Annotated in this window: 25 protein-coding genes and 1 pseudogene; 8 read left to right on the forward strand and 18 right to left on the reverse strand. The window is 63.1% G+C overall.

What is annotated here, in order from left to right; genetic code table 11:
• Nucleotides 1-12: 12 nt before the first annotated feature.
• The 9 genes from BZL41_RS20960 to BZL41_RS21000 form a co-directional block, all read right to left on the reverse strand.
• Complete coding sequence (locus tag BZL41_RS20960) at nucleotides 13-1,107, reverse strand: DNA topoisomerase IB (protein WP_095601061.1); 1,095 nt, start codon at nucleotides 1,105-1,107, stop codon at nucleotides 13-15.
• A gap of 61 nt (nucleotides 1,108-1,168) precedes the next feature.
• Complete coding sequence (locus BZL41_RS20965; protein ID WP_084338489.1) at nucleotides 1,169-1,378, reverse strand: hypothetical protein; 210 nt, start codon at nucleotides 1,376-1,378, stop codon at nucleotides 1,169-1,171.
• Nucleotides 1,379-1,504: 126 nt separating this feature from the next.
• Nucleotides 1,505-1,801, reverse strand: a complete 297-nt coding sequence (locus BZL41_RS20970; protein ID WP_095601062.1) for a hypothetical protein — start codon at nucleotides 1,799-1,801, stop codon at nucleotides 1,505-1,507.
• Between the two features lie 143 nt (nucleotides 1,802-1,944).
• Entirely contained in the window at nucleotides 1,945-2,229 is a 285-nt protein-coding gene (locus tag BZL41_RS20975; protein ID WP_084338485.1) for a hypothetical protein, read from the reverse strand.
• 130 nt (nucleotides 2,230-2,359) lie between these two features.
• Complete coding sequence (locus BZL41_RS20980; protein WP_084338483.1) at nucleotides 2,360-2,629, reverse strand: hypothetical protein; 270 nt, start codon at nucleotides 2,627-2,629, stop codon at nucleotides 2,360-2,362.
• Between the two features lie 192 nt (nucleotides 2,630-2,821).
• Nucleotides 2,822-3,079 (reverse strand): DUF1652 domain-containing protein, encoded by a 258-nt coding sequence (locus BZL41_RS20985; RefSeq protein ID WP_095601063.1) that lies wholly within the window; start codon nucleotides 3,077-3,079, stop codon nucleotides 2,822-2,824.
• A 339-nt stretch (nucleotides 3,080-3,418) separates the two neighbouring features.
• The gene (locus BZL41_RS20990) at nucleotides 3,419-4,567 is read right to left on the reverse strand and encodes a catalase family protein (RefSeq protein WP_095601064.1); all 1,149 of its coding nucleotides are present in this window, start codon (nucleotides 4,565-4,567) and stop codon (nucleotides 3,419-3,421) included.
• 51 nt (nucleotides 4,568-4,618) lie between these two features.
• On the reverse strand, nucleotides 4,619-6,493 hold the full coding sequence (locus BZL41_RS20995) for a di-heme-cytochrome C peroxidase (RefSeq protein ID WP_095601065.1): 1,875 nt from the start codon (nucleotides 6,491-6,493) through the stop codon (nucleotides 4,619-4,621).
• Between the two features lie 94 nt (nucleotides 6,494-6,587).
• Nucleotides 6,588-7,715, reverse strand: coding sequence for a GNAT family N-acetyltransferase/peptidase C39 family protein (locus BZL41_RS21000; protein WP_095601066.1), 1,128 nt, complete (start codon nucleotides 7,713-7,715; stop codon nucleotides 6,588-6,590).
• A 145-nt stretch (nucleotides 7,716-7,860) separates the two neighbouring features.
• Between BZL41_RS21000 and BZL41_RS21005 the strand changes: the two genes are divergently transcribed.
• From BZL41_RS21005 to BZL41_RS21015, 3 genes are all read left to right on the forward strand, one after another.
• Nucleotides 7,861-9,378 carry a RimK family protein gene (locus BZL41_RS21005; RefSeq protein WP_095601067.1) on the forward strand — a complete coding sequence of 506 codons (1,518 nt, stop codon included), beginning with the start codon at nucleotides 7,861-7,863 and terminating at the stop codon, nucleotides 9,376-9,378.
• Between the two features lie 106 nt (nucleotides 9,379-9,484).
• Complete coding sequence (locus BZL41_RS21010; protein ID WP_095601068.1) at nucleotides 9,485-10,750, forward strand: sigma-54 dependent transcriptional regulator; 1,266 nt, start codon at nucleotides 9,485-9,487, stop codon at nucleotides 10,748-10,750.
• 358 nt (nucleotides 10,751-11,108) lie between these two features.
• Nucleotides 11,109-11,582 (forward strand): DUF3429 domain-containing protein, encoded by a 474-nt coding sequence (locus tag BZL41_RS21015; protein WP_095601069.1) that lies wholly within the window; start codon nucleotides 11,109-11,111, stop codon nucleotides 11,580-11,582.
• Here the strand turns inward: BZL41_RS21015 and BZL41_RS21020 are convergent.
• The 5 genes and pseudogenes from BZL41_RS21020 to BZL41_RS29510 form a co-directional block, all read right to left on the reverse strand.
• Nucleotides 11,568-12,095, reverse strand: coding sequence for an AAA family ATPase (locus tag BZL41_RS21020; protein WP_095601070.1), 528 nt, complete (start codon nucleotides 12,093-12,095; stop codon nucleotides 11,568-11,570). The genes BZL41_RS21015 and BZL41_RS21020 overlap by 15 nt on opposite strands.
• A complete protein-coding gene (gene pnuC / locus BZL41_RS21025) occupies nucleotides 12,092-12,658 on the reverse strand; it encodes a nicotinamide riboside transporter PnuC (RefSeq protein ID WP_095601071.1) in 567 nt (188 codons plus the stop codon). Before pnuC ends, BZL41_RS21020 begins: the two co-directional genes overlap by 4 nt.
• A 140-nt stretch (nucleotides 12,659-12,798) precedes the next feature.
• Nucleotides 12,799-13,413 carry a hypothetical protein gene (locus BZL41_RS21030; protein WP_095601072.1) on the reverse strand — a complete coding sequence of 205 codons (615 nt, stop codon included), beginning with the start codon at nucleotides 13,411-13,413 and terminating at the stop codon, nucleotides 12,799-12,801.
• A gap of 126 nt (nucleotides 13,414-13,539) precedes the next feature.
• The gene (locus BZL41_RS29505; protein ID WP_371916558.1) at nucleotides 13,540-14,274 is read right to left on the reverse strand and encodes a methyl-accepting chemotaxis protein; all 735 of its coding nucleotides are present in this window, start codon (nucleotides 14,272-14,274) and stop codon (nucleotides 13,540-13,542) included.
• Between the two features lie 123 nt (nucleotides 14,275-14,397).
• A pseudogene (locus tag BZL41_RS29510) lies at nucleotides 14,398-15,174 on the reverse strand (cache domain-containing protein); the annotation flags it as partial.
• A gap of 228 nt (nucleotides 15,175-15,402) precedes the next feature.
• Here BZL41_RS29510 and BZL41_RS21040 point away from each other — a divergent pair.
• Entirely contained in the window at nucleotides 15,403-16,233 is an 831-nt protein-coding gene (locus BZL41_RS21040; RefSeq protein ID WP_095601074.1) for an undecaprenyl-diphosphate phosphatase, read from the forward strand.
• 43 nt (nucleotides 16,234-16,276) lie between these two features.
• Here BZL41_RS21040 and BZL41_RS21045 read toward each other — a convergent pair whose 3' ends face one another.
• Nucleotides 16,277-16,624 carry an MmcQ/YjbR family DNA-binding protein gene (locus tag BZL41_RS21045; protein WP_095601075.1) on the reverse strand — a complete coding sequence of 116 codons (348 nt, stop codon included), beginning with the start codon at nucleotides 16,622-16,624 and terminating at the stop codon, nucleotides 16,277-16,279.
• 81 nt (nucleotides 16,625-16,705) lie between these two features.
• On the opposite strand from BZL41_RS21045, the gene BZL41_RS21050 reads away from it, so the two are divergent.
• Both BZL41_RS21050 and BZL41_RS21055 read left to right on the forward strand, forming a co-directional pair.
• The gene (locus tag BZL41_RS21050) at nucleotides 16,706-17,149 is read left to right on the forward strand and encodes a DUF1294 domain-containing protein (protein ID WP_095601076.1); all 444 of its coding nucleotides are present in this window, start codon (nucleotides 16,706-16,708) and stop codon (nucleotides 17,147-17,149) included.
• A 44-nt stretch (nucleotides 17,150-17,193) separates the two neighbouring features.
• Nucleotides 17,194-17,703, forward strand: a complete 510-nt coding sequence (locus tag BZL41_RS21055) for a DUF1993 family protein (RefSeq protein WP_095601077.1) — start codon at nucleotides 17,194-17,196, stop codon at nucleotides 17,701-17,703.
• Nucleotides 17,704-17,794: 91 nt separating this feature from the next.
• On the opposite strand, the gene BZL41_RS21060 is transcribed toward BZL41_RS21055, so the two are convergent.
• Entirely contained in the window at nucleotides 17,795-19,384 is a 1,590-nt protein-coding gene (locus BZL41_RS21060; RefSeq protein WP_095601078.1) for an ABC-F family ATPase, read from the reverse strand.
• A 223-nt stretch (nucleotides 19,385-19,607) separates the two neighbouring features.
• On the opposite strand from BZL41_RS21060, the gene BZL41_RS21065 reads away from it, so the two are divergent.
• Entirely contained in the window at nucleotides 19,608-19,859 is a 252-nt protein-coding gene (locus tag BZL41_RS21065) for a helix-turn-helix domain-containing protein (protein WP_095601079.1), read from the forward strand.
• Nucleotides 19,856-21,061 (forward strand): type II toxin-antitoxin system HipA family toxin, encoded by a 1,206-nt coding sequence (locus BZL41_RS21070; protein ID WP_095601080.1) that lies wholly within the window; start codon nucleotides 19,856-19,858, stop codon nucleotides 21,059-21,061. The genes BZL41_RS21065 and BZL41_RS21070 overlap by 4 nt, the downstream gene beginning before the upstream one ends.
• A gap of 40 nt (nucleotides 21,062-21,101) precedes the next feature.
• Here the strand turns inward: BZL41_RS21070 and BZL41_RS21075 are convergent, their stop codons facing one another.
• Complete coding sequence (locus BZL41_RS21075) at nucleotides 21,102-23,042, reverse strand: bifunctional diguanylate cyclase/phosphodiesterase (RefSeq protein ID WP_095601081.1); 1,941 nt, start codon at nucleotides 23,040-23,042, stop codon at nucleotides 21,102-21,104.
• A gap of 6 nt (nucleotides 23,043-23,048) precedes the next feature.
• Entirely contained in the window at nucleotides 23,049-23,564 is a 516-nt protein-coding gene (locus tag BZL41_RS21080) for a molybdopterin-dependent oxidoreductase (RefSeq protein ID WP_095601082.1), read from the reverse strand.
• Nucleotides 23,565-23,884 lie beyond the last annotated feature (320 nt).

Consider the following 23,884-nt stretch of genomic DNA (forward strand, 5'->3'; position numbering starts at 1 on the left):
GAGAAAATCAGCTCATGCATCTTCCGATTGCTGCTCGAGGAAGCGCAGCAGGGCGACTTCCTCGGGGTTCAGCCATTTGCGCTTGCGCGATTTTGGCAAGCGGGCCAGTTCGCCCCGACCGAAAGCATCCAGCAGGCTGGGATGGATATAGCAATTGCGGCAGACGGCCGGGGTGTTGCCGAGGGTCTTGGCCACCACCTTGACCGTCTCCACCAGATTCTTCCGCGCCTCGCTCTCCGGCTCCCAGGGCTGCTCGCGGAGCCGGGCCAGTGCCAGAGCGCTGCCGGCCCAGGTCCGGTAATCCTTGGCGGTGAAATCGGCGCCGCTGATTTCACGCAGGTAGGCGTTGACGTCGGTGGACGTCACCGCACGGCGCTCTCCCTGGTCATCCAGGTACTGGAACAAGTGCTGGCCGGGCAACTCCCGGCAGCGCCGCATGACCCGCGCCAGACGTGGATGATCGAGGCGAAGGCAGTGTTCGACGCCGCTCTTACCACGGAAGCGGAAGTGAATGGAGGCGCCTTTCACCTCGACATGGCGGTTGCGCAGGGTGGTTAGGCCGTAAGAGCGGTTGTCGCGGGCGTACTGCGGGTTGCCGATGCGGATCAGCGTGGCGTCGAGCAGCGCGACCACCGTGGCCATGATCTTTTCCCGACACAGGCTGCGCAGGGCCAGGTGCTTTTCGATCTGGGCGCGCAGGGCTGGCAGGCTGTGGCCGAACTGGAGCATGCGCCCGTACTTGTTGGCATCGCGGATTTCCCGCCAGCGCGGGTGGTAGCGGTACTGCTTGCGGCCGCGCGCGTCGCGGCCGGTGGCTTGCAGGTGACCTTGCGGATCGCAGCAGATCCAGACATCTCGGTAGGCCGGGGGAATCGCCAGGCGCTCGATCCGACGGATCTCGTCGGTATCGCGGATGCGTTCTCCTCGAGCATCGATATAGATGAACCGGCCGCGCAACGAACGCCGTCGAATGCCGGGCTGGCTGTCGTCGACGTAGTGGAGGTCCGGTGGCAGGAGGGGGGCGGAGGGGGGCTCCGGCTCTTCTGTTTCGGCGGGAAGAAGGCCGCGTAGGGCCTCCTGTGTCGCAGCATCGCTGTCGAAGCGCATGCGGTCTCCCTGCGAATGGGGCGAGCCCGGTGCGCCGGGGGACGGCGCCGGGCTCCGGGTGCTATTTGAAGGCGGGCAGTTCCGGCTCGGAAGCGGCCTTGCGGATTTCGCCCTCCAGTTCCGGCGTGTTGCGTGCCAACAGCTCTACAGCCACCACCAGTTCATCGATGGCTTCCCGATACAGCGCGGGATTGTTCTGGGTTTCTGCCTGATCGGCATGCTTGCGTGCGGTGTTGAGGTGCTGCAGCAGTTCGGAGTGATCACCAAGCATTCTGTTCTCCTTTGCGCTGGATATGACAACGTGGCCATGGCTCACGCGGCGCCAGGATGTCCGGCGTCATTGCTAATGACCGATACGGGCGGGCACCAGTTCGACCCGATTGTCAGCATGCAACCGTCAGTGATTGACGAAGACCAGGTCCGGCTGGAAGGGCATGGACCAGGGCAGCAGGCTGTAGCCATCTTTGCTCAGGTCGAGTCGCGCCTGCTCCAGCATGCCGGCCAGGCGAACCGGGTCGCAGTACTGCGAGCGGGCCACATGCGGGACCGAGAGGATTTCCCGGTCGGTGTCATCGTGAATGTGCATGGCGAAACTCGCATCCTCGGCATGTGGCAACGTCACGCAGCGATACGGCAGGAATGCCTGGCTGGCGATGCTCATGGCCTCATCGAGGGTGAAAGAAGGGGTTGCCATGCTGTTCTCCTGTACGCGGGATAGCGGGCGGAAGCCACGGGTTGCGGATTCGACCGGGCTCGGCGGCCTTGGCCGGCGAGATCGGAGCGCTCTCAAAAGTAGACAGCGGGCGCGCTTGGAGTTCGTCGTTGCTCGGCTCGATATCACTCGGCTGCAGGGCCGATCCGGTAATGGAGCACGATACCGTTGCCACTGCCGTCACCGACGACCGAGCCGACAATGGGTTGATGATGAACGCTGCGTCCTGGATAGGCCTCGCACAGATGGCGCTCGGCGACTTCGCAGATGTGGTTGAGCAGGCCGGTGAACTGAGTATCGCCAGGAATGGCGAAATGCAGGGTGACGTCCAGCGGTCCGGGGCCTTGGGGCAGATCGTTCAGGCCGCAGGTCTGCCACTGGTCGTTCACATAGGCTTCGGCACCTTTCATGACGGTCTCCTTTTCAGCGTCTTTTCGATAGACCCCGAATTGGACGGATCGGTCGGTATTGCCGAAGTGGAGCTATCGAGAGCAGGCCGGGTGACCAATCCCCGGCCTTTCTCTTGTCAGCGTAGACGCTTTACTCGGGCATCTGCCAGGGAGCGAGGCTGAAGCCTTCCTGGCACAGTTCCTGACGGGCTTCCCGAAGGATTTCGGCCAAGCGCTGCGGGTCGGAATAGATGCTGCGGGAAATCCGGTTGCGGCCCAGCAGGCGGTTGCAGGTGCGGTCGATGACGCTCAGGTTGAGTTCACCGTTGCCGTCTTGCGGCGCCCAGGCCACGCACTGGAACGGTTGGAAAGCGCGGCCTGCAATCAAGAGTGCTTCGTTGACACGGAGCGGGGCGTTCATGGGTCGGATTCTCCGTAGGTGTGCCCAATCATGGACGGGCCGCCGTCATCGGCGGCCAGTTACGCATATGGATGGAGAGACCTGACCCCAAAGTCACAGGGGGTCGCAAAAATAATCGCGATTGTCGTATTGCTGAAAGATAGACCTTCGCGCGCGACGACGAAGGCCTCGCGCGGAGCAGGCCGGCACGCCTTACATAGCGCGGGGGATGCGGTCTTCGAGGATGACTTCCAGATCGGACTCGACGGTACGAATGATGCGTTCCACATCGTCCAGGCTGGGAGCTGTCGAGCAGCGAATGCCCGTGACGGTCAGCAGGGTGTCGCCGGTGGTCAGATCGAAGACACGGACGAGGAGGCTGGTGGGGGTTTCAAGGGTAGCTTCGAATCCGAACGGGTGGAAATGAAGCTTCATCAACTCGAGCGCTTTGGCGAAGGTGAGTCTGTTCAACGTGCAGTCCTACAGGCAACGCAATAAGAAGGACCGCGGCTCCTCGGCCCAGTATGTTCAGGGAGAGGGAGCTAGCCTGACCACTGGTTTGGAGACTGTAGCATTGTGCTGCTTCGGGTGAGACGTTTTTCGCGCTTTTCTGACGAAAATTTTTTGGCGCAAAGATGGCTTAAAGCCACAGCCCGCACGGGGCGGGCGTTGCGGCTCCATGGCTAAATAGTGGCGTAAAACGACTGTTTTACGAAGCCCTATGGTTGGAAGGCTCCGGCACCGTCTAATCCGCCGTTCGGCTTGCTGAACGCTCCGCCTGCTGCCCATTCAGGCGGAGCGAGAACGATCTCACGGCTGATTGGGGATGGCCTGGTTCCGCTGGTGCCGATAGGTACTGACGGCCTGGTAGACCGCCTTGCGCAGGCGGTTGATGCCCCCGATCGGACGATGCTCCGGCAAGGCGTGCCAGGGGTTGAACGAGAGGTTGTCGCAGAACAGGTTCTGCTCGCGGCTATCGAAGTCCTGTGCCGGCACCTGGATGGTGGCGACGGTCTCGAAGGGCGAGAGGTCTTCGTCCCATTCCACGCTGGTGTCCTCGATGGGCATGAAGTGCTCGGGTTTCTGCCGCTGGATCTGGAGGGCGAAACAGGCCGGCACCCGGTCCAGCGAGAGTTGCTGGTAGAGCGCATTGCGCAGGAAGTTGGGCAGGTCCGTGTTCTGCTTCGGCAGCTCATAGGCCGGGCAGTTCTCCGGCGCAGGCACCACACGGTACTTGATGTTGTGCGGGCCGAGCTTGAACGGGGCGATGGAGTTGTAGGTCGCCAGGGTCGGGCTATCCGGCGGCGGTGCCAGGGTCTTCATAGCGATGATCAGATGACGGATTTCCCACGTGCGCGGGTCCCAGCCGGGGAAGAACGCCAGGACCTTTTTGCCGTCGGCCTGGGCGGCGAAGTTCTGCTTGTATTCGGCCACGTCGCGCACGAAGAACACCGGGTGGTTGAACATCACGAAGTCCTGTTCGCCGGCGTGGGCGGGAAGTGGCAGTAGTTTCTCGCCGGGTACGTCGAGGAGCTTGATGGCCATGCCGCGGGCGTCGCGCAAATTGTCGAACTGCGGGTAGGCGTTGCCGTTGGACAGACGCATCCACGCCTGCCAGGTCTTCCCGGGGGCGGCCAGTACGCCATGGCGCAGGTCCGGGTCGAGATTGTCCAGCACCCGGACCTCGGCCTTGACGCAGCCGTGGGCCTTGGCATGGGCATCACGCAGGACGCGGGTGTTGTCGCGGTGCTGTTCGACGATGCGGATGGCATCTTCGATGATGCCCCGGCTTATTGCCGCTTCGCCCGGCGGAATCTGCTCCTCGACGGACACCGGTCCGGAGAATTTCCAACTGTAATAGGCTTCGCCGATTCCCCAGCCGAGCAGGCCGACGAGCAGCAGGGCCAGCAGGAGCTTGCCGAGCAGGCGGCCCAGCCAGAGCCAGAAGCGTGTGAGCATGGGGCGGTCCCTCTTGTCGTTATCGTTCCGTCGAATCGGTTGATGGGCGGATCAGCCCGGGCAGTTCGGTCCCGGGCTCCAGGGTTTCGGCTCGACCGACTCCAACTGATTCTCCAGGCGCTCGTCACCCAGCACCTTGAGGTACTCGATCAGCGCCCAGCGCTCCTCGGGTGCCAGGGCACGACCGATCACCCCATCCTGGCGACAACCGTCGCGGAACTCGTGGCCGCCGTTGCCATTGCCGGTGACCGAGGTGCGGAACAGGAAGCCGCCGTCGAATTTCTCGGTACGGAAGCCCACCTGCTTGGGATCGAACTCGAAGCTGCCGACCCAGAACTCGCTGGCGCGTTCGGAAACCGGGGAGAGGAGCTGGAACAGGTTGGGCACCGAGCCGTTATGCAGGAACGGCGGCGTGGCCCAGATGCCATGCAGGGGGCGCGCCTTGTAGCCGCGTTTCTCCTGTACGCCGATGTCCATGCCGAAGCCATTCATCACCTGCTGGCGCGCCGGGGAAATATCGGCATCCCGGTAGGCCCGGTCTTCCACGTAGGCGGTGAGATAGGCCAGGCCCTTGGCGCTGGAGATGTTCGAGAAGTCCACTTCGTCGAGGCTGGAACCGTACAGATGAACGTCCAGCTTGCTCAGCTCGTCCTTGGTCCAGCCCAGCTTGCGAATGTCGAAACGGTGGTCGGCAATGTTGTCGGCGGTGGTTGGGTCGGTGCCGACGATGCGTGTCGGCACGATGCGCATCTTCCATTCCGGATCGCGGCTCGGCGCGAGGCGCTCCTCGACCGGCTTGGGATCGGGAGCGTGGCAATAGGCGCAGTTTTCCGTGAACAGGGCACGGCCCTGACTGGCCAGGCGCAGATCGACCTTGCCGAACATCTCTTCCGGCCAGGTCGGCGGCTTGAGCTGCTTGAGGGTCTCTTCCACGGTGTAGAGATCGTTCAGGCGCACCCCGGACGGGTAGCGCTGGTCGACCGGCAGGGTGTGGCCATTCTCTTCGAACAGGCGCAGGGTGGCGCCGACGCCCAGGGCCTCACCGATGTTGCGTGCCATCGGCTGCATGGCCGAGCCGTTCCACTGCACCCAGTCGAATTTCCAGATATCCCAGACCTGCGGGTAGCTCACCGGTGCATTGGCGACCCGATAGTTGGCGGGATCGATGGCGTCGCCGAACACGGTATTGGCGATACGGCCGAAGGCGTCGGTGCGGCCGAAGCCCTCCTCGGTGGGGTAGAGCCCCCGGTGGGTATCGTTCCAGGCTTGGCCGAGCAGGCGGTCCAGCACCGCCTTGAAGTCGGCGCGCAGTTGGTCCTTGCCCTGGGGATAGTCGTCGCCAAGCACCGCCTCGGCGAAACGCCTGAATTTCAGCGGGTTGTAGTAGGTGAAGGCCATGCTCATGCCCAGCGCCTGGCCGAAGCTGCCGCCGCGCAGGGTCGGAACGGTGGAGGCCAGCGAGTGCAGCGCGGAGCCGCCGTCGATGCGCACGGCCTGGCCGTTGTAGCGCAGCTCGCCGGTATGGCAGGCCGAGCAGGTGACATCCAGGTAATTGGCCCCGGTTTCGTCATCCTGGTGACGGGCGAAACCGACCGGCAGGTTGCCGGGGTTCACCTCGCTGGGCTTTTGCTCGGGATCGATCAGGAAACCGAAACGCGCCAAGTATTCCGGGGTGGCGAAGCGCTCGCGGGAGAAGGGTAGTTCGAGCGCGGTGAACCAATCGTAGCGCAGGCCTTTCACCTGGGTCCCCTGAGGCGTGTAGTAGTAGGTCTGGCGGGCTTGCGGGCTCCACTGGTCCAGGTAGTGAAGCTGCTCGGGGCGCTGGTAAGTGGGCAAGTTGGGATTGGCGACGTAGTACAGCACGACGGCCAGCCCGGCCAGCACGATCAGAAGGATCGACAGAAGGGCGCGACGAAGAATACGCATCAGATTACTTCCTTGTAGCCTTCTTGGATTCAATGGCGAACGTTTATGCCAAGCTTTAGGGTGATTGGCAATATGCTATCAGTGTGACATACCTCTATTTCTTAGCGGCTGATTGATCACGCTCCTGCCCGCCCTTGTAGAGCACGACGGCCGCGCGCAGTTTGCTACGGCCGAAGCGGCTCATTTTCTCGAATTCTCCGTGGCTGACAGGCACGTGCTGGCAATCCAGGGGCTGGCGATGCAGGCTGTGGTCGACGTCGGGGTCATGTAGATAAACGAAATCCTCGTCGCAATCCGTGACCAGAATCCAATGCGGGGCTTTCGAGCGGGTCAGGCGGTAGCTGCTGATCAAGACCAGCGGCTTGCCGCCGGCGGCGAGAAGGGAGGGGATGTCCAGCGGGCCACCGCGCAGATCCTCCACGCCGCTCTGTTCCAGCTCGGAGCAGAAGTCCTCATGCACCACCCGCATCACCGCGCGTTTCTCCTCGCTGCGTACGCCGTCGAGGAACAGCGGCCCTCTCACGTTCACCTGCAGGCCGACCCGGAAGCCCCGTCGCCAGGCGGCCAGGGCAAGGCCGTGCGGGCTGCAGCCGCCATGCCCGGCGGTCATATAGATGGTGGTGGCTTCGCGCCACAGACGCAGCTCGTCACGGCGGGTCATGCGATAGCTGGAGTCGAGCGCCGCCATGGCCATCATCAGGCAGGCCGGACCGCAGGTGAACTCGGTAGTTTGCCGGTAGAAGGGGGCGAGCCGCCGCCGGCTCGCGCTGAGCTGGTGGATGCGTTTCTCGAAGCGCAGGGCTTCGCTGTGGTCCTCGTAGTAATCGCTGACCGTGGCGAAGGGACGGTAACCATTGCGCTCGTAGAGGGTGATGGCGGTACGGTTGTCCGGTCGTACCTCGAGGCGCAAGTAGGCGCAATCGTGTTCGCGGGCGGCATTCTCGGCGGCATCCAGCAGGCGCTGGCCGAGACCGATGCCGCGCGCACGAGGATCGGCGGCGATGGAGTAGAGCCGCGCCAGCGACGTGCCCTGATGGAACAGCACCAAGGCATAGCCGAGCACCCCGGCCTCGCCTTCCGCGACGATGAGGCTGGCGTGGGCACGGCTGATCATCCATTGGAAATTTCGCCGTGACAGTCGGTCTATTTCAAAGCAGCGGTTTTCCAACTCCACCAAGGCGGACAGATCCTCGCTGGTGGCGGGGCGCAAATCGAGTTTCATGGACGGGACTGCACCTGCATCCGGAAAGGACGGGCCATGTCGATCGACCCTAAGGCCGAGTATTGGCGCTGAGGGCCGACTCAGCAAGGCCGCACTATGATTGAAGTAGGACGGCAGGCATGCCTGCGGGGAGTGGGAAAACATCGTGAGCAGACTGGTCATCGTCGTCGAACGCAAAGAGGACTGGACCTCCTATTACCCCAGCGAAGATGTCATCAGCGTCCAGGAATACCTGGAGCAACCCAACGAAGACGATAGCGGCAAGCGTGTGCAGGTGATCAACCTGTGCCGCAACTACAAGTACCTTGGCCACGGCTATTACTGCTCGCTGCTGGCCGAGGCGCGTGGCCACCGGGTCATCCCCTCGGTACGCACCATCAGCGAACTGGCGCGCAAGGCGCTCTACAGCCTGGCCCTGGAGGATCTGGACCGGACGCTGGACAAGGCGCTGGCCGATCACCCGTTCGGCAGCACCGACGGGTTCACCCTGACGCTTTATTTCGGCCGGACCGACATCGAGCCGCTGCAGGAGCTGGCGCGGCAGTTGTTCGAAGCCTTTCCCTGTCCGCTGCTGCTGGTGGAGTTCCGCCGCAACGACAGTTGGCACATCACCGGAATCAAGCCAGGCGCCTTGCACAAGCTGCGCGAGGACCAGGAAGACCTGTTCGCCAATGCGCTGGACAACTTCAGTCGGAAGATCTGGCGCAAACCCCGGTCGCGGCGCCTGGTGCGTTTCGACCTGGCAATCCTGCACAACCCCGAGGAAGAGCTGCCGCCCTCCAACACCAAAGCCCTGAAGAACTTCATCCGCGTCGGCAAGCGCCTAGGAATCGAAGTCGACCTGATCGAGAAGAAGGACTATTCCCGCCTGGCTGAATACGACGCGCTGTTCATCCGCGAAACCACCAGCGTCGGCGACCATACCTACCGTTTCGCCAAGAAGGCGGAAAGCGAAGGGTTGGTGGTGATCGACGATCCTGCATCGATCCTGCGCTGCACCAACAAGGTCTACCTCACCGACTTGTTGAGGGCGCACAAGCTGGGGATGCCGGCGACCGAAATTCTCTACAAGGAGCGGCCGCTGGAACTGGAACGCGTCGGCGAGCGCCTGGGCTTCCCGCTGGTGCTGAAGATTCCCGATGGCAGCTTTTCGCGCGGGGTGATCAAGGTGGAGGACCAGGCCGCCTTGCTCAAGGTCAGCGAAGAGCTGTTCGAGCATTCGGTGTTGCTGCTGGCCCAGGAATTCTTCTACACCGAATACGACTGGCGCATCGGTATTCTCAACCGCAAGCCGATCTTCGCCTGCAAGTACTTCATGTCCAAGGGGCACTGGCAGATTTACGACCATAGCCCGGATGCCGAGGAGTCCAGCGGGGATTTCACCACACTGCCGGTAGAAGAGGTGCCGCCGGAGGTGATCGAGCTGGCCGTGGAAACCGCCAACCTGATTGGCGACGGCCTCTATGGCGTCGACCTCAAGCAGGCGAACGGCAAGGTGGTGGTCATCGAAGTGAACGACAACCCCAACGTCGATGCCGGCATCGAGGACGCCCACCTGCAGGACGAGCTCTACGCCATCATCCTGATGGAGTTCGTCCGCCGCCTGGAGCTCAAGCGCCAGGGGCAGCCTTGGTCCGAGAACCAAACGGCATTGACCCTATAGCGAATTGATTCATAACGCGTCAAAAATATTGCTAGTGTTACATCCAGCCACGCCAAGCATTTGTTTTTATTGAAAGTTTCAAAAAAATGGCGTCAAAGGATGGAGCATGTTGGAAGCAGTAACCCCTACCTCTCGACGCGTACTGGTAGTCGATCCGGACGATGAGTGCGAGCCGCTTCTGGAAGCGCTGGGCGCTTGTGCCTGGGGCATCGAGCGCTGCGAGCTGGATTCGGCGCCTACGGCGGGCTACGAGATCGGCCTGCTCTGCCTGCGCCCGGAGCATCTTTCCCACCTGGGCAGCATCAGGGCACTGATCAGCCAGAGCGGCACGGAATGGATGACAGTATTCGATCCCGAGCTGCTGCCGGCACCCGGCGTCAACGACTTCATCGGCGAATGGTTCTTCGACGGCCATGCCCTGCCGGGCGATCCGCTGCTGTTCCAGCAGAGCCTGGGGCATGCCATGAGCCTGGTCCGGCTACGGGGGCTCAGCCGCCTGCATGAGCAGGAATTGATCGGCCATAGCCGTGCACTGCGCGGCTTGCGCAAGCAGCTCGCCAAGCTCGGACCGGGCGATGCACCCGTGCTGATCCAGGGCGAGAGCGGCACCGGAAAGACACTGGCCGCCCGTGTCCTGCATCGCCATTCCCGCCGGGTGGGTGGGCCTTTCGTGGTGGTCGATTGCGCGGTATTTCCGGAAGAGCGCCTGGGCCAGACCCTGTTCGGCAGCGGTGACGACCACGGCCGGCTCTTCGCTGCCCGGGGTGGAACGCTGTTGCTCGACGACATCGCCGCGATGCCTCTGACCGTCCAGCAGGCCCTGTTCGAGCGGCTGAGCATGCCGCGCCGCGGGCGGGCCGATGTCCGCATCCTGGCAACGACCCGGAGCAGCCTGCACGAGGCCGTGACCCAGGGCCGGTTCGATGTCGGGCTGTTCGGCTGGCTGGGGCAGCAGACGGTCGACATCGCCCCCTTGCGCAAGCGTCAGGGCGACATCGCCTTGCTCGCCACGCATTTCCTGGCGCTCTACGGGGCGGACAGTGGACGGCATCCGCCGACGTTCAGCGACCGGGCACTGGCCGCCATGGCCCGCTACCACTGGCCGGGCAACGTGCGCGAACTGGCCACGCGGGTACGTCGCGGCTTCGCTCTGGCCGATGACACCATCGAGGCCAACGACCTCGGCCTGGAGGGCGGCCTGCCCGGCATCGGCCTGCTCGGCACCTTGGAGGACTACAAGCGGCGCGCGGAATACCAGGCCCTCTGCGATGCGCTGACCCGCTACAGCAACAACCTCAGCCTGGCCGCGCGCATGCTGGGGATATCCCGGCCGACGTTCTACCGGCTGTTGCACAAGCATCAGTTGCTCTGAGGGGCCATCCTAAGGGGACAAATTATCCGCCCAGTGAGGGTGGGGTGGGAGAAGGAATCTCCCCTACAAAGTCGGCGTTGCCTTTGTTGCAGGGCTCCGCATGTGGATGAGGCGCGACCTGGCTTCGCCAGCAGAGCTGGCTCCTACGGTTTGGCACGTCGCGGTCCGGATAGTTGTAGGGGCGAGCGCTGCTCGCGAAATGGACAGCGAGAGATTTCGCCAGCCAGCGGACCACCTGTGGGGCAAATTATTAGCCAACGGCTCCAGGGTCATATTTCCACGGAAACACATCTTTCGGCGCATGGGCGGATACCACCACGGCTGCTAACCTGCGGACTAGATGGTTCAGGAGTTCGCAATGCACCCATTCGAAGCTAAAGATCCCCACCAACTGGCCCTCCTGCTTGGCTATGCCGGGCTGATCCCCTTTGTCAGCGGCGCCCTCGGTATCTGGGTGATTCCGGTCGGCTGGCGGCCGATGGTGATGGCCGCCTTGTTGGATTACTCGGCCGTGACCCTCGCCTTCATGGGGGCGATCCACTGGGGGCTGGCGATGCGCGCCAGGGAAACCGACGAACATGCCCGGATTCAGCTCGGGCTGTCGGTCATCCCGCCGATGCTCGGCTGGGCCGCGGTGGCCAGCGGGCTGCCGGTGGCGTTGGCCCTGCCGGTGTTCCTGGTGGCTTTTATCGGACTCTACATGGCGGATGTCCACGCCGTGTCCATCGGCCTGGCGCCGCGCTGGTATCCGGCCCTACGCAAACCGCTCACCATCATCGTGGTGCTTTGTCTGTTGCTGGCTTGGGCCAGTGTATTGCTACCCGGCGACTAACCAATCCCCGACAACGTGCAGCGCACGCTGCCGGCGTGCCTCCCAATCCCCACCGATTTCGACGAAGGGCTGGCGGCGGTGCTCCAGCCAGTCCCGGCAGGCCTGCTGGAAAGCCCGGCGGGTATCGATATCCGGCTGGCAGCGCTGGCCATCGGCGACCCAGGGCACGCCATCGGCGGCGAGCAGCAGGTGCAGGTCGTAACGACGCGTCAGCAAGGCTTCCTCGATCCAGGCCGGGCAATCGCCGAACAGCGTATGGCTCCACAGCAGGTTGCTGAGCAGATGGGTGTCCAGGATCAGCAGCGGCGGGGCGGCCAGGCGGGCGCGGTCTTCCCACTCCAGTTGGCCCCGGGCGATGGCGGGGATATCCGCGTAGCAGGTATCGCGCGCCTTGCACTCGATGAAATGGCGCACGTACTCACCGACCACCATGCCGCCGAAGGCGCTTTGCAGTTCCCCGGCCAGCCAGCTCTTGCCGCTGGACTCCGGCCCGGTGAGCACCAGGGTCTTCATGCCGCCGCCAGCGCCGGGTCACGTCGCCAGGCCAGCCAGCCCTGGACCGCCAACAGCGTGAAGAGGGCATAGAGCCCGGCGGTCAGGTACAGCGCCTTGTAGACGAACAGGCCGACGAAGAGCACATCCAGCACCAGCCACAATGGCCAGCATTCCAGGCGCTTCTGCGCCATCCAGGCCTGGGCCACCAAGCTGAAGGCAGTCAGGGTGGCATCCAGCCAGGGTTGGGCTGCGTCGGTGTAGGTGGCCATCAGATAGCCCAGCCCCAGGCTGCCGACGGCGCCGAGACCGAGGCTGAGGACGAGCCCGCCAGCGCTCAGGCGATTGACCTCGCGGCCCCGGTGCGCGTCGCCGCCGCGGGTCCATTGCCACCAGCCGTAGAGTTGCAGCACGGCGTAGACCAGTTGCAACAGCATGTCCGAATACAGCTTCACCTCGAAGAAGATCCAGCTATACAGCAACACCATCACCAGCCCTATCGGCCAGCACCAAGGGTTCTGCCGGACGGTAAGCCAGACGGCCAGCACGCCGAGGGCGGCAGCGAAGAGTTCGAGTGCGGACATGCGGAAATCCAGGTTCGGCGGGGAGGGCGGAAAAGACGCGATTGTAGCGATCGGCCTCTACAGGCGCGAATCCTTCGCGACCGGAGCGGTCCTTGCTCCCACGAAGTAATGCGTTTGCTCGCGGACGGCGCTCCGCCTGCTCAGCACACCAGGCTGTCGGCCTGGCGATAGAGCAGCAACAGCTTGCGAGTGATGGTGTCTTGGATGTCGTCGCGTTCGAATTCGGACAAGTGGGTGAGCTTGTGCACCTGCAGGCGGTGCAGGTGCAGGTAGGGCGTGCGCTGGTCGAATTCGCGCAGGTCGCCCTTCATCAGGATCGGCAGGAACACATCGCCGATCTTCTTCTGGTTGCTGATGATCTGCGCCAGGGCTTGCTTGAACGGCATGGTCTTCGGCGTTGGCCCGCCTTCTTTGGACTGGGTGGTCAGCAGCAGGCCCGGTTTGCCCGCAACCAGGCCGGGCAGCACACACAGGCCGGTCTGGCGCACGGCGGAGGATTCGATGCCGTGCAGGGTATCGTGGAAGGCATAGGGGTTAGGCAGCACTACCATCTTGCGACCGAGATCGGACGGGAAGTGCAGGTTGTAATTGGTATAGAGCTGGCGCACCGACTCGGAATAGACGCACAGGCGATTCTCGAACAGCCGGATGAAGCGCTCGGCGAGTTCGCGCCGGGCGATGCTGTCCAGGTCCCAGACCAAGTCCTGATTCTGAGGCCGGCTGAGGTCGACTTCCTGATGTTCCATACTGCTCATTCAGGGCTCTTTCTGTTGATACGCTTCACCCGTCTTCTGTGACGGATATCTCGGTCCGGAATGCCCGTCCCGCCTGCTTCACCGGCACTTTCGCCCCCTCGGGAGAAAATGCCGGCAGAGCCTATCTCATACGCGGAATTGACCCAAGAGCCGATTCAATTGTTCGGCCAGTTGATTAAGGTTCTGGCTGGCCGAACTGGACTGCTCGGCCGCTAGTGCGTTGTTGTGCGCCAGCCCGGCGGCCTGGGTCACGTTCTGGTTGATGTCTTCGACCACATGCGCTTGTTGCAGCGTAGCACTGGCAATGGAAGCGTTCAGCCCGCTGAGGTTGCGCAGCGCCTGGGCGATCTGCGTCAGGCTTTCGCCGGCCTGGCTGGCCTGCTCGACGGTGGCCTGGGAAGCGCGGCTGCTGTCGTGGATCACTTTCACCGCCGCTTCGGAATTGGTTTGCAGGCGCTCGATCATCGAGTGGATTTCCGCGGTGGACTGCTGGGTACGCTGGGCCAGCAGGCGTACCTCGTCGGCTACCACGGCGAAGCCCCGTCCTTGCTCGCCGGCCCGCGCCGCCTCGATGGCCGCGTTCAGGGCGAGGAGGTTGGTTTGTTCGGCGATGGAACGGATCACTTCCAGGACGCTGCCGATCTGGGTGCTTTCCTGGGCGAGCGACTGGATCACCTGCACGGCCTGGTCGATGGTGGCGGACAACTGATCGATCTGCCGCAGGCTGGTATCGATGTTCTGCTGGCCGTGCCGGGCCTGTTCCTCGGCGGCACGGACCTCACTGGCCGCGTGCTCGGCGTTCTTCGCCACGTCCTGCACGCCGTAGGTGACTTCGTTGATCGCCGTGGCCACCAGTTCCATCTGCTGCGACTGCTGCTGGCTGTGCTGCAACGCGTCGCCGGCGACCCCGCCCAGCGAGCGGGCGGCCTGGTCGAGCGTACCTGCTGCCTGCAGGGATTGCTGGATCACCCGGCGCAATTTGTCGGTGAAGGCATTAAAGTGGCTGGCCAGGGCACTCAGTTCGTCCTGGCCCTGCGGATCGAGGTTGCGGGTCAGGTCGCCTTCACCGCTGGCGATGTCGGCCATGGCATGCACCGCCTCCTGCAAGGGGCGGGTGATGCTGCGCACGATGACGCCGAGCAGCAGCGCCATCACCACCACGATGGCAATGCCGACGCCGCTTGCGTGCAAGGCTTGCTGGCGGAACTCGTCTTGCACGTCGTCCACATACACGCCCGAACCGATGATCCAGCCCCATGGTTGGAACAGTTCGACATAGGAAATCTTCGGCACCGGGTCGCTGCTGCCCGGCTTCGGCCAGCGATAGTCGACCATGCCGGCACCCTGGCTCTTGGCGATCCGCACCATCTCGTTGAACAGCGCCTTGCCATCCGGGTCCTTGATGCCCGAGAGGTCCTGGCCTTCCAGCTTCGGATTGGTCGGATGCATGACCATGCGCGGGGCGAGGTCGTTGATCCAGAAATAATCGTCCTTGTCGTAGCGCAACCCGCGGATCAGCTCCATCGCCTGCTTCTGGGCGTCTTCCCGGCTCAGACCGCCGGCCTGCTCGAGGCCATGGTAGTAGCGGAGAATACCTGTCGCGCTTTCCACCACGTGCTGGGTCTTTTCCTCCTTGGCCAAGTACAGATCGGTGTGGATCTGCCGCAGCATCATCACGCCGAGGATGAAGAGCATGAAGACGGCGAGCGCCAGGATCAGCCACAGGCGGCGGTTGATAGGCAGGTTGCGAAGAATACTCATTCGGGGCTCCGATCATTCTTATGCGTAATCCCGCCGAGGTTCGACGGGACAGCTGCGGCGAGGACGCCTGTCTGTTAGCATTTCGGCCGCAAAACGGTAAACCTGAGCGCCCGCCGGTTAATTTCCTGCCGTTTTTGCCGCCTGTCGGCCAGGCGATGCGTTCGCCGGGCCCGTCCCCTGAAGCACGCTCACGCGTTCGATGATGTTTTGCACCCCATGGGAGGATTGATGGATCTTTGGACTGCCGCTCAGGCGCTGATTCTGGGCATTGTCGAGGGACTGACCGAATTCCTGCCGGTCTCCAGCACCGGCCACCAGATCATCGTTGCCGACCTCATCGGCTTCGGCGGCGAGCGGGCCAAGGCCTTCAACATCATCATCCAGCTCGGTGCCATCCTCGCGGTGATTTGGGAATACCGTCGCAAGATTCTCGATGTGGTGATCGGCCTGCCCACCGAGCGCCAGGCGCAGCGTTTCACGGTCAACCTGATGGTCGCGTTCTTTCCGGCGGTGGTGCTGGGCGTCACCTTCGCCGATCTGATCCAGCACTACCTGTTCAACCCCATCACCGTGGCGGCGGCGCTGGTGGTCGGTGGTGTGATCATGCTCTGGGCCGAGCGCCGGGAGCATCGCATCCGCGCCGAAACGGTGGACGACATGCGTTGGCAGGATGCCTTGAAGGTCGGCTGCGCCCAGTGCCTGGCGCTGATCCCTGGCACCTCGCGTTCCGGCGCAACCATCATCGGCGGGCTGCTGTTCGGCCTGTCGCGCAAGGCGGCCACCGAGTTTTCCTTCTTCCTGGCGATGCCGACCATGGTCGGCGCGGCGGTCTATTCCGGCTACAAGCATCGCGAACTGTTCCAGCCGGGCGACTTCGGCGTGTTCGCCATCGGCTTCGTCACCGCCTTCATCTTCGCCATGCTGGCGGTGCGGGCCCTGCTCAAGTTCATCGGCAGCCACAGCTACGCGGCCTTCGCCTGGTACCGGATCGCCTTCGGCCTGCTGATCCTGGCGACCTGGCAACTGGGTGTGATCGACTGGTCCACGGCGGTGGATTGATCGTCAGGGGAGAGCCGGGCGAATTCATTCGCCCTGTACCGCGCTAATCCAACAACAACCCCATGCGCTGGCGCTTGGGCAATTTGCCCACCACCAACTGGTGGGAGCGTGTCAGCAACTCGCGCAGCTCCTGGTCGCCGAGCGGGTAGGGTGGTTCCATCCGAATCCACTGGGCCCGTGCCAGATAAGGCGCAGGCTGAATACCCGGACGGTCGCAGAAACCCAGGAAAAGCTCCTTGTCCACCTTGAAGCCCAGGCCCTCGCCCATGAAATCGAGCACGGCGAACATCTTGTTCCCGGCCACGGAAAACACCCGGACACCGCCCCATTTCAGGTCTTCCCGGGCGCCGGGCAGGCTCAGGCAGAAGGCGGCAATGTCGTCGGCATTCATGGCGGGTCTCCTTTCTCGCGGTGGGTTGTTGGAGCGCCGCCAAGCATGCCACAGGGACGGACTCGATAGAGGGACAGGTTCATGAACGACCGCAACCGACAGCCACGACGCTCCACGCGCAACGAAGGCATCCGCAACGCCCGTCTCAAGCTGTTGGCCCTGGCGGTGCTATGCACGTTGCCGCTGTGGGGCTGTTTGCAACTCTGGCTGGGCAAGGGCACATTCTGGCCCGCGTTGTTCTATGGGCTCGCCAGCCCGGTCGCCTTCTTTCTCTACTGGCGCGACAAGCACAGCGCCCGCAACGGCCACTGGCGCACCCCGGAAAGCACCTTGCACCTCGCCGAACTGCTTGGCGGCTGGCCGGGCGCCTTGCTCGCCCAGCAGGCGTTCCGCCACAAGACCCGCAAACTGTCCTTCCAGATTCCGTTCTGGATCATCGTCGCGTTGCACCAGGCCATCTGGATCGACTATCTGTACCTTCGCGCCGTGTTTGGCAGCTCTTTTGTCCAGCGCTTTATCGGCTAGGCTGGCTGCTTATCGCATTCCTCCAAACCTTGCAGGAGTACGTCATGTCCCTTTCCATGTACCAGGCTTCGATTCCGGTGTTCCAGCGCATGCTGGGCAACCTCGCACAGATTCTCGACAAGGCGGTCGCCTACGCCGAAGCGAAGAAGATCGACCCGAACGTGCTGATCAACGCCCGTCTGGCGCCGGACATGCTGCCGCTGGCGCGTCAGGTGCAGATTGCCACCGACACCGCCAAGGGCTGTGCCGCACGCCTGGCCGGTGTCGAGAACCCCAGCTATCCCGATACCGAAACCACCTTCGCCGAACTCCAGGCCCGCCTGGACAAGACCCAGAGCTTCCTCAAGAGCGTGACGGCCGAACAGATCGACGGCAGCGAGGGCAAGCCGATCACCTTAACGTTCCCCAGCATCGAACTGAAATTCGACGGCCAGAACTACCTGCTCGCCTTTGCCTTGCCCAACTTCATGTTCCACGTCACCACTGCCTACGCCATCCTCCGCCACAACGGCCTGGACATCGGCAAGATGGATTTCCTCGGCAAGCCGTCCTGAGCCGAATTCATTCGCCCTTCGCATATCCGCGTCTCTGCTGTGAACAAAAAAGCCCGCATGTGCGGGCTTCTTGTTCACCGGTTGGCGATCCTCAGACAATCACGCCCTGGCTACGCAGGTAGTCGTCATAGGTACCGCTGAAGTCGGTCACGCCGTTTTCCGACAGCTCGATGATGCGCGTCGCCAGGGAACTGACGAACTCGCGGTCGTGGCTGACGAAGATCAGCGTGCCCGGATAGTTCTCCAGCGCCAGGTTGAGCGCCTCGATGGACTCCATGTCCAAGTGGTTGGTCGGTTCGTCCATCACCAGCACGTTGGGTTTCTTCAGGATCAGCTTGCCGAACAGCATCCGGCCCTGTTCTCCACCGGAAATCACCTTCACCGACTTCTTGATCTCATCGTTGGAGAACAGCATGCGGCCCAGCGTGCCGCGCACCAGTTGCTCGCCGCCTTGGGTCCACTGGGCCATCCAGTCGAACAGCGTCATGTCGTCGGCGAAGTCCTCGGCGTGATCCTGGGCGAAATAGCCCACGTCAGCGCTTTCGGTCCACTTCACCTCGCCGGCCAGTGGCGGCATCTCGTCGACCAGGGTGCGCAGCAGGGTGGTCTTGCCGATCCCGTTGGGGCCGATGATCGCCACGCGCTCGCCGGCCTCGATCTGCAGGCTGAGGTTCTTGAACAGCGGCACCCCGTCATAGCCCTGGCTGACCTTCTCCAGCGTCACCGCCTGGCGATGCAGCTTCTTGTACTGCTCGAAGCGGATGAACGGGCTGACCCGGCTGGACGGCTTCACTTCCTCCAACTGGATCTTGTCGATCTGCCGGGCGCGGCTGGTAGCCTGCTTGGCCTTGGAGGCGTTGGCCGAGAAGCGGCTGACGAAGGTTTGCAGCTCGGCGATCTGCGCCTTCTTCTTGGCGTTGTCCGCCAGCAGGCGCTCGCGGGCCTGGGTCGCTGCGGTCATGTACTCGTCGTAGTTGCCGGGGAACAGGCGCAGCTCGCCATAATCCAGGTCCGCCATGTGCGTGCACACGCTGTTCAGGAAGTGGCGGTCGTGGGAAATGATGATCATGGTGCTGTTGCGCGCCGTGAGCACCGACTCCAGCCAGCGGATGGTGTTGATGTCCAGGTGGTTGGTCGGTTCGTCCAGCAACAGCACTTCCGGGTCGGAGAACAGCGCCTGGGCCAGCAATACGCGCAGCTTCCAGCCGGGCGCCACCGCGCTCATCGGGCCGAAATGCTGCTCCAGCGGAATGCCCAGACCGAGCAGCAGCTCGCCGGCGCGGGACTCGGCGGTATAGCCGTCGTACTCGGCGAACTGCACCTCCAGCTCGGCGACCTTCATGCCGTCGTCCTCGCTCATCTCCGGCAGCGAATAGATGCGGTCGCGCTCGGCCTTCACCGCCCACAGCTCGGTGTGGCCCATGATCACGGTGTCGATCACCGAAAAGTCTTCATAGGCGAACTGATCCTGGCGCAGCTTGCCGAGGCGCACGTTCGGCTCCAGCATCACCTGGCCGCCGGACGGCTCCAGCTCGCCGCCGAGAATCTTCATGAAGGTCGACTTGCCGCAGCCATTGGCGCCGATCAGGCCGTAGCGGTTGCCGTTGCCGAATTTGACGGAAACGTTCTCGAACAGCGGCTTGGCGCCGAACTGCATGGTGATATTGGCGGTGGAAATCAAAAGCGTGTCCTGCGGAAGAGGGCGCGGCCTGGAACGGCCGGCACGAGGCAAAAGAGCCGCGCATTGTAGTGCGGATGACGGCAGATCGACAGCGTTTCGCCCCAGTCTCCGACGGGAGCGGTCCGCGGCCTTCCTCGCACGGGCACGGCGTGAGCCGATCTTTGACAAACCCGTAATGTCACGCATAAATTACATTGAAGATTAAATGTAAGGTTTGTATGACATGGATTATCAGCTCATCAACGAACGCTTCGGTGCTGAAATCCGCCAGCTACGCCTCAAGCGTGGGTTGACCCAGGCTGAATTGGCTGGAATGGCCGGTATTACCCGCCAGAAGCTGATCGAGGTCGAAAAGGGCCACGGTACGGTGGCGCTGAATTTCTACACACGGGTGATCGCCAGCCTGGAGGGCGAGCTGCAGGTCGTGCCGGCGCAACTACCGACCCTTGACGACATCCGGGGCCTCTTCGGATGAGTACCATCGGCCGTCTTTCGGTCTCGACGCCCCAGGGGCCGAGCGGTAGCGTGCTGCTCGACCGCGACGACTACCTGTTCCGCTACGCCGACGATGCCACCCGCGACTGTGCCATCAGCTTGCTGATGCCCGTACGAACGGCGGAATACCGGTCCCGCGAATTGCACCCGGTATTCCAGATGAACCTGCCGGAAGGCTATCTGCTGGAGCAGTTGCGCAATCGCCTGGCCAAGATCACCCCGCTCGATCCCATGCTGCTGCTTGCCTTGAGCGGTAGCAGTGCTCCCATCGGTCGGCTGGCCGTGCAATCGGAGCAGGTCGATGCCTTGCTGAAACGGCAGGAACGCACGGGGCCGGGGGAGCGACTGGAGGATATCCTCGCCTGGGATGGCACTGAAAACCTGTTCGCCGAACTGGTCGATCGCTACATCCTGCGGGCTGGAATTTCCGGGGTCCAGCCCAAGGTCCTGGTGCCGGAAGCGGGCAGCCGGGACAAGGCCACGGCACGGACTTCCGACCTCATCGTCAAGAGCGGGCGCGACGAATTTCCCGGGTTGGCCATCAATGAGTTCCTCTGCATGAGCATGGCCAGGCAAGCCGGGTTGCCGGTGCCTGAGTTCTATCTGTCGCGCAATCTGCAGATGTTCGTCATGCGCCGCTTCGACCGGGACGACAGCGGCCAGCCGATCGGCTTCGAAGACATGGCCGCCCTCATGGGGCTGCCGGCGGCCATGAAGTACAGCAAAAGCTATGAGCTGATCGCCAAGGCCGTCCGGTTGTTCTGCTTCGGCGAGAGCCAGGCACGCTCCCTGAGCGAGCTTTTCGACAGCGTCGCCCTGAGTTGCATCGTCGGCAATGGCGATGCCCACTTGAAGAACTTCGGGTTGCTCTACAGCCAGCCATCGGCACGGGACGCGCGGCTGGCCCCGGCTTTCGATATCGTCAATACCACCGCCTACCTTCCGGACGACGCCTTGGCACTGGAACTCGGCGGCAGCAAGAGCCTGTTCGCCTCCCGCCTGGGCATCCTCGAGTTCGCCGTCCGTTGCGACGTCCGCCATCCACAGGAACGCATCGAGCGGCTTCTCCTCGCCGTCGAAACCGTTCTGCGAGACCAGATCGCGCTGGCGGAACAGGTCCCTCAGGTAACCGCCGCCATCCGCAGCAGCGCCGAACGCTTCGCCCAGACCTTCGTCCGCTGAAAAACGCCTGCCCGTCGGGCGAATTCATTCGTCCGAACACTCACTCGACCGGAGGAACGGACTGCACCTCGACCGGCGCATGACGTGGATAGCTCGGTGTCGCCGCCTCCTGCGCAACGGTGAGCCACACCAGCAGTGCCTGCATCGGCATCGGCTTGCCATACCAGTAGCCCTGGGCGAAATCGCTGCCCAGGCTCGACACCTGCTGGGCATCCAGCTCGTCCTCGATGCCTTCGCACACCACCTTGAAATGGAAGGTGTGGCAGAGGGCGATAATGCTGCGCACCACCTGTTGCTGCTGCGCATTGCGGCCGATGCCCTGGATGAACGACTTGTCGATCTTCACCCGCTGGATATTCAGCTCCTTCAGGTACGAGAGCGACGAATAACCCGTCCCGAAATCGTCCAGCGCCACCTGGATACCCAGCTGGTTGAGCCGCCGGAGAATCAGCGAGCCATCGACGAAATTGGCCACCGAGATCGACTCGGTCATCTCCACCTGCAATTGCTCCGCGCGGATCGGCGTTTCCGCCAGCCACGCCCGCAGCTGCTCCGGCAACTCGCGGGTAAATTGCGATGGCGCGATGTTCACCGAATAGAACAGCGCATTGCGCACGGAAGGCGGGATGTTCAGCAGATCGCGCTTGAGCCGTTGCAGCACCCAGCGTCCCAGATCCGGGCCCATCTGGTTGTTCTCCGCCAGCTCCACCACCTCCAGCGGCGAGATATAGCCCAACTGCGGATGCAGCCAGCGCAGCAGCACTTCCACCCCTGTCTGCCCGCCATGGCAGGCGACGATCGGCTGGTAGTGCAGCAACAGGTCGTTACCGGCCCTGCTACCCGGCGCCAGGGCGCGCTTTAGGTCGCTCAACAGGCTCTGGCTGCGCAGATAGCGGTTGTTGATCTCCTCGGTGAACAGCGCCAGTCCGTTGCGCTTGCTCAACCGCTGCTCGCGCACGGCCAGCGTCGCGAACTGGTAGAGTTTCTGCAGATCGAACGCCCGGTCCGGGTTGAAGCAGAGCCCGATGCGGGTGCCGACCTGGAACAGGTGCTTGTCGTTCTGGAAGTCGAAACACAGGGCGATGGCCAGACTGTTCAGCGTCGACTTCACCAGCTCCTCGGAGAAGCCATCCGGAAACGTCATCACGAACTCGTCCCCATCCACCCGGGCGATGAAGCTGCCTTCTGGCTTCAGGCTGTTGAGAATCTCGCCGACCCGCGTCAGCAGCAGGTCCCCCGCATCGTGGCTGATGTTCTCGTTCACCGCGCGGAAATTGCTCAGCTCGATCACCGCCAGGGCACAGCAATGGCGGTGGGAGAGGGACTTCTGCAAGGTCTTGAAGTGAAAGCGGTTGGGCAGTTGCGTCAGCACGTCGTTGCGCGCCATGTGGTGATTGCGCCGCGCCTCGTAGAACAGCATCAACGCCAGCGCGCCACCGCAGAACAGCAGGCCGAGCAGGAACACCTGCGTCAGGTAATGGTGGCGGTTGATCTCATCGGCGATGTGCGCCGCGTCCGGCCCGGTGAAGTTATGGATCATCAGATCGCGGATTGGCGCCTGGAACGCGGCATAGCGGGCGATCGCCGCATCGAGGCCCGCGTCCGGCTTCAGGTCGGGCGCGAAGATCAACGGCTCGTCCGCCTGCAACTGCGCAAGCAGCGCCTTCGCCGTATTCTCCCCGCCGAAACGCTGGCGAATCGCGCGGTTCTCATCGCCGGTCAAGAAAACGTCCAGGCGACTCCACAGCAGGTCGAACGACATCCTCAGCCGGCCCGCATCGGCCGCGCCTGCCCGGTACAGACGCAGCGTGTCGTAGAACCGCAGATACTCGAATTCCAACTGCGCCAGCGACCAGGCCGAGAGCTGGATGCGTGCCGTATTCATCTCCGCGCTGCGCTGGTTGTGCACCAGCGACGCCACGATCCCGCCGGCGAAACCGAGGGTGACCAGCGTCAGGAACAGATAGCGCAAACGCAGCATGGGTCGCTACTCGACGATGGTCAGGGACTTGAGCTGCCAGACCATCGCCTGGTGATGCAGCTCCTTGCGCAGCGGCGGGAAGTCACTCAGCGGATAGATGATCCAGATCGGCCCCTTGTTGCGCACCGGCATCGGCTCGCCGTTCTTCCGCGTCGCCAGGATCACCGGGTAATCCAGCACCGTCTGCACCTCGAAACGGGTGTGATAGTCGTTCAGCGCCTTCGCCTCGATGAACCGGCCACTGGCCTGGAGCTGCCCGAGCAGATCGCGGATCGACACGCCCTCATAGGTATCCGCCTGCTCCGTCCAGGGCGTGAGCGTCTTGACCTTCGTCTGCGGCAACGCCTCCAGCCGCGCCCGGTCGAACAACGCCACTCCCTCCGGGCAACAGCCCAACTGGCCCGTCACCGTCAGAATCACCGGCCCCTCCGGCTGGCTCTGCCAGCGATCATCGGCCAACGCGGAGGAAACGAAGGCGGGCAACAGAAGCAGGCACGCGAAAAAACGGGGCAGGGCGCTCATACGGGACCGTCTCTGGGGGCGTGAAGAAGGTGGGCCGGGCAACGGGCAGTCGGTCAGCCCTGTCACATTTCGATCATACTGGCTTGATGATATTAACGTGAGCACGCTCGTCGGCTACCCTGCCGAAGTATCGATTTCCGCCTGGGTCGTACATCCAAAGGCGGAAATCATACGCCGGCCGTCGCCTCACACCGGGCTTGTAGGAGCCAGCTCTGCTGGCGAAGCTTTGCGTGGCTCCATTCGCGAGCAAGCTCGCTCCTACAAAAGCAAAGCCGGACTCCGTGCGGGGGCGAATTCATTCGCCCCCGCAACTGGCTTCC

This window comes from Pseudomonas sp. PIC25 (assembly GCF_002286785.1).
GTDB lineage: Bacteria > Pseudomonadota > Gammaproteobacteria > Pseudomonadales > Pseudomonadaceae > Pseudomonas_M.

Bases quoted from the DNA above. Each gene is read 5' to 3' on its own strand.
- BZL41_RS21030 (WP_095601072.1), bottom strand. From the start codon at position 13,413: ATGAGCAGTATGGAACATCAGGAAGTCGACCTCAGCCGGCCTCAGAAT.
- BZL41_RS21075 (WP_095601081.1), bottom strand. From the start codon at position 23,042: ATGCTGCGTTTGCGCTATCTGTTCCTGACGCTGGTCACCCTCGGTTTC.
- BZL41_RS21080 (WP_095601082.1), bottom strand. From the start codon at position 23,564: ATGAGCGCCCTGCCCCGTTTTTTCGCGTGCCTGCTTCTGTTGCCCGCC.
- BZL41_RS21055 (WP_095601077.1), top strand. From the start codon at position 17,194: ATGTCCCTTTCCATGTACCAGGCTTCGATTCCGGTGTTCCAGCGCATG.
- BZL41_RS20960 (WP_095601061.1), bottom strand. From the start codon at position 1,107: ATGCGCTTCGACAGCGATGCTGCGACACAGGAGGCCCTACGCGGCCTT.
- BZL41_RS29505 (WP_371916558.1), bottom strand. From the start codon at position 14,274: ATGGAACTGGTGGCCACGGCGATCAACGAAGTCACCTACGGCGTGCAG.
- BZL41_RS20975 (WP_084338485.1), bottom strand. From the start codon at position 2,229: ATGAAAGGTGCCGAAGCCTATGTGAACGACCAGTGGCAGACCTGCGGC.
- BZL41_RS20980 (WP_084338483.1), bottom strand. From the start codon at position 2,629: ATGAACGCCCCGCTCCGTGTCAACGAAGCACTCTTGATTGCAGGCCGC.
- BZL41_RS20965 (WP_084338489.1), bottom strand. From the start codon at position 1,378: ATGCTTGGTGATCACTCCGAACTGCTGCAGCACCTCAACACCGCACGC.
- BZL41_RS21040 (WP_095601074.1), top strand. From the start codon at position 15,403: ATGGATCTTTGGACTGCCGCTCAGGCGCTGATTCTGGGCATTGTCGAG.
- BZL41_RS20970 (WP_095601062.1), bottom strand. From the start codon at position 1,801: ATGGCAACCCCTTCTTTCACCCTCGATGAGGCCATGAGCATCGCCAGC.
- BZL41_RS21070 (WP_095601080.1), top strand. From the start codon at position 19,856: ATGAGTACCATCGGCCGTCTTTCGGTCTCGACGCCCCAGGGGCCGAGC.
- BZL41_RS21050 (WP_095601076.1), top strand. From the start codon at position 16,706: ATGAACGACCGCAACCGACAGCCACGACGCTCCACGCGCAACGAAGGC.
- BZL41_RS21020 (WP_095601070.1), bottom strand. From the start codon at position 12,095: ATGAAGACCCTGGTGCTCACCGGGCCGGAGTCCAGCGGCAAGAGCTGG.
- BZL41_RS21065 (WP_095601079.1), top strand. From the start codon at position 19,608: ATGGATTATCAGCTCATCAACGAACGCTTCGGTGCTGAAATCCGCCAG.
- BZL41_RS21015 (WP_095601069.1), top strand. From the start codon at position 11,109: ATGCACCCATTCGAAGCTAAAGATCCCCACCAACTGGCCCTCCTGCTT.
- pnuC (WP_095601071.1), bottom strand. From the start codon at position 12,658: ATGTCCGCACTCGAACTCTTCGCTGCCGCCCTCGGCGTGCTGGCCGTC.
- BZL41_RS20990 (WP_095601064.1), bottom strand. From the start codon at position 4,567: ATGCTCACACGCTTCTGGCTCTGGCTGGGCCGCCTGCTCGGCAAGCTC.
- BZL41_RS21010 (WP_095601068.1), top strand. From the start codon at position 9,485: ATGTTGGAAGCAGTAACCCCTACCTCTCGACGCGTACTGGTAGTCGAT.
- BZL41_RS21000 (WP_095601066.1), bottom strand. From the start codon at position 7,715: ATGAAACTCGATTTGCGCCCCGCCACCAGCGAGGATCTGTCCGCCTTG.
- BZL41_RS20995 (WP_095601065.1), bottom strand. From the start codon at position 6,493: ATGCGTATTCTTCGTCGCGCCCTTCTGTCGATCCTTCTGATCGTGCTG.
- BZL41_RS21045 (WP_095601075.1), bottom strand. From the start codon at position 16,624: ATGAATGCCGACGACATTGCCGCCTTCTGCCTGAGCCTGCCCGGCGCC.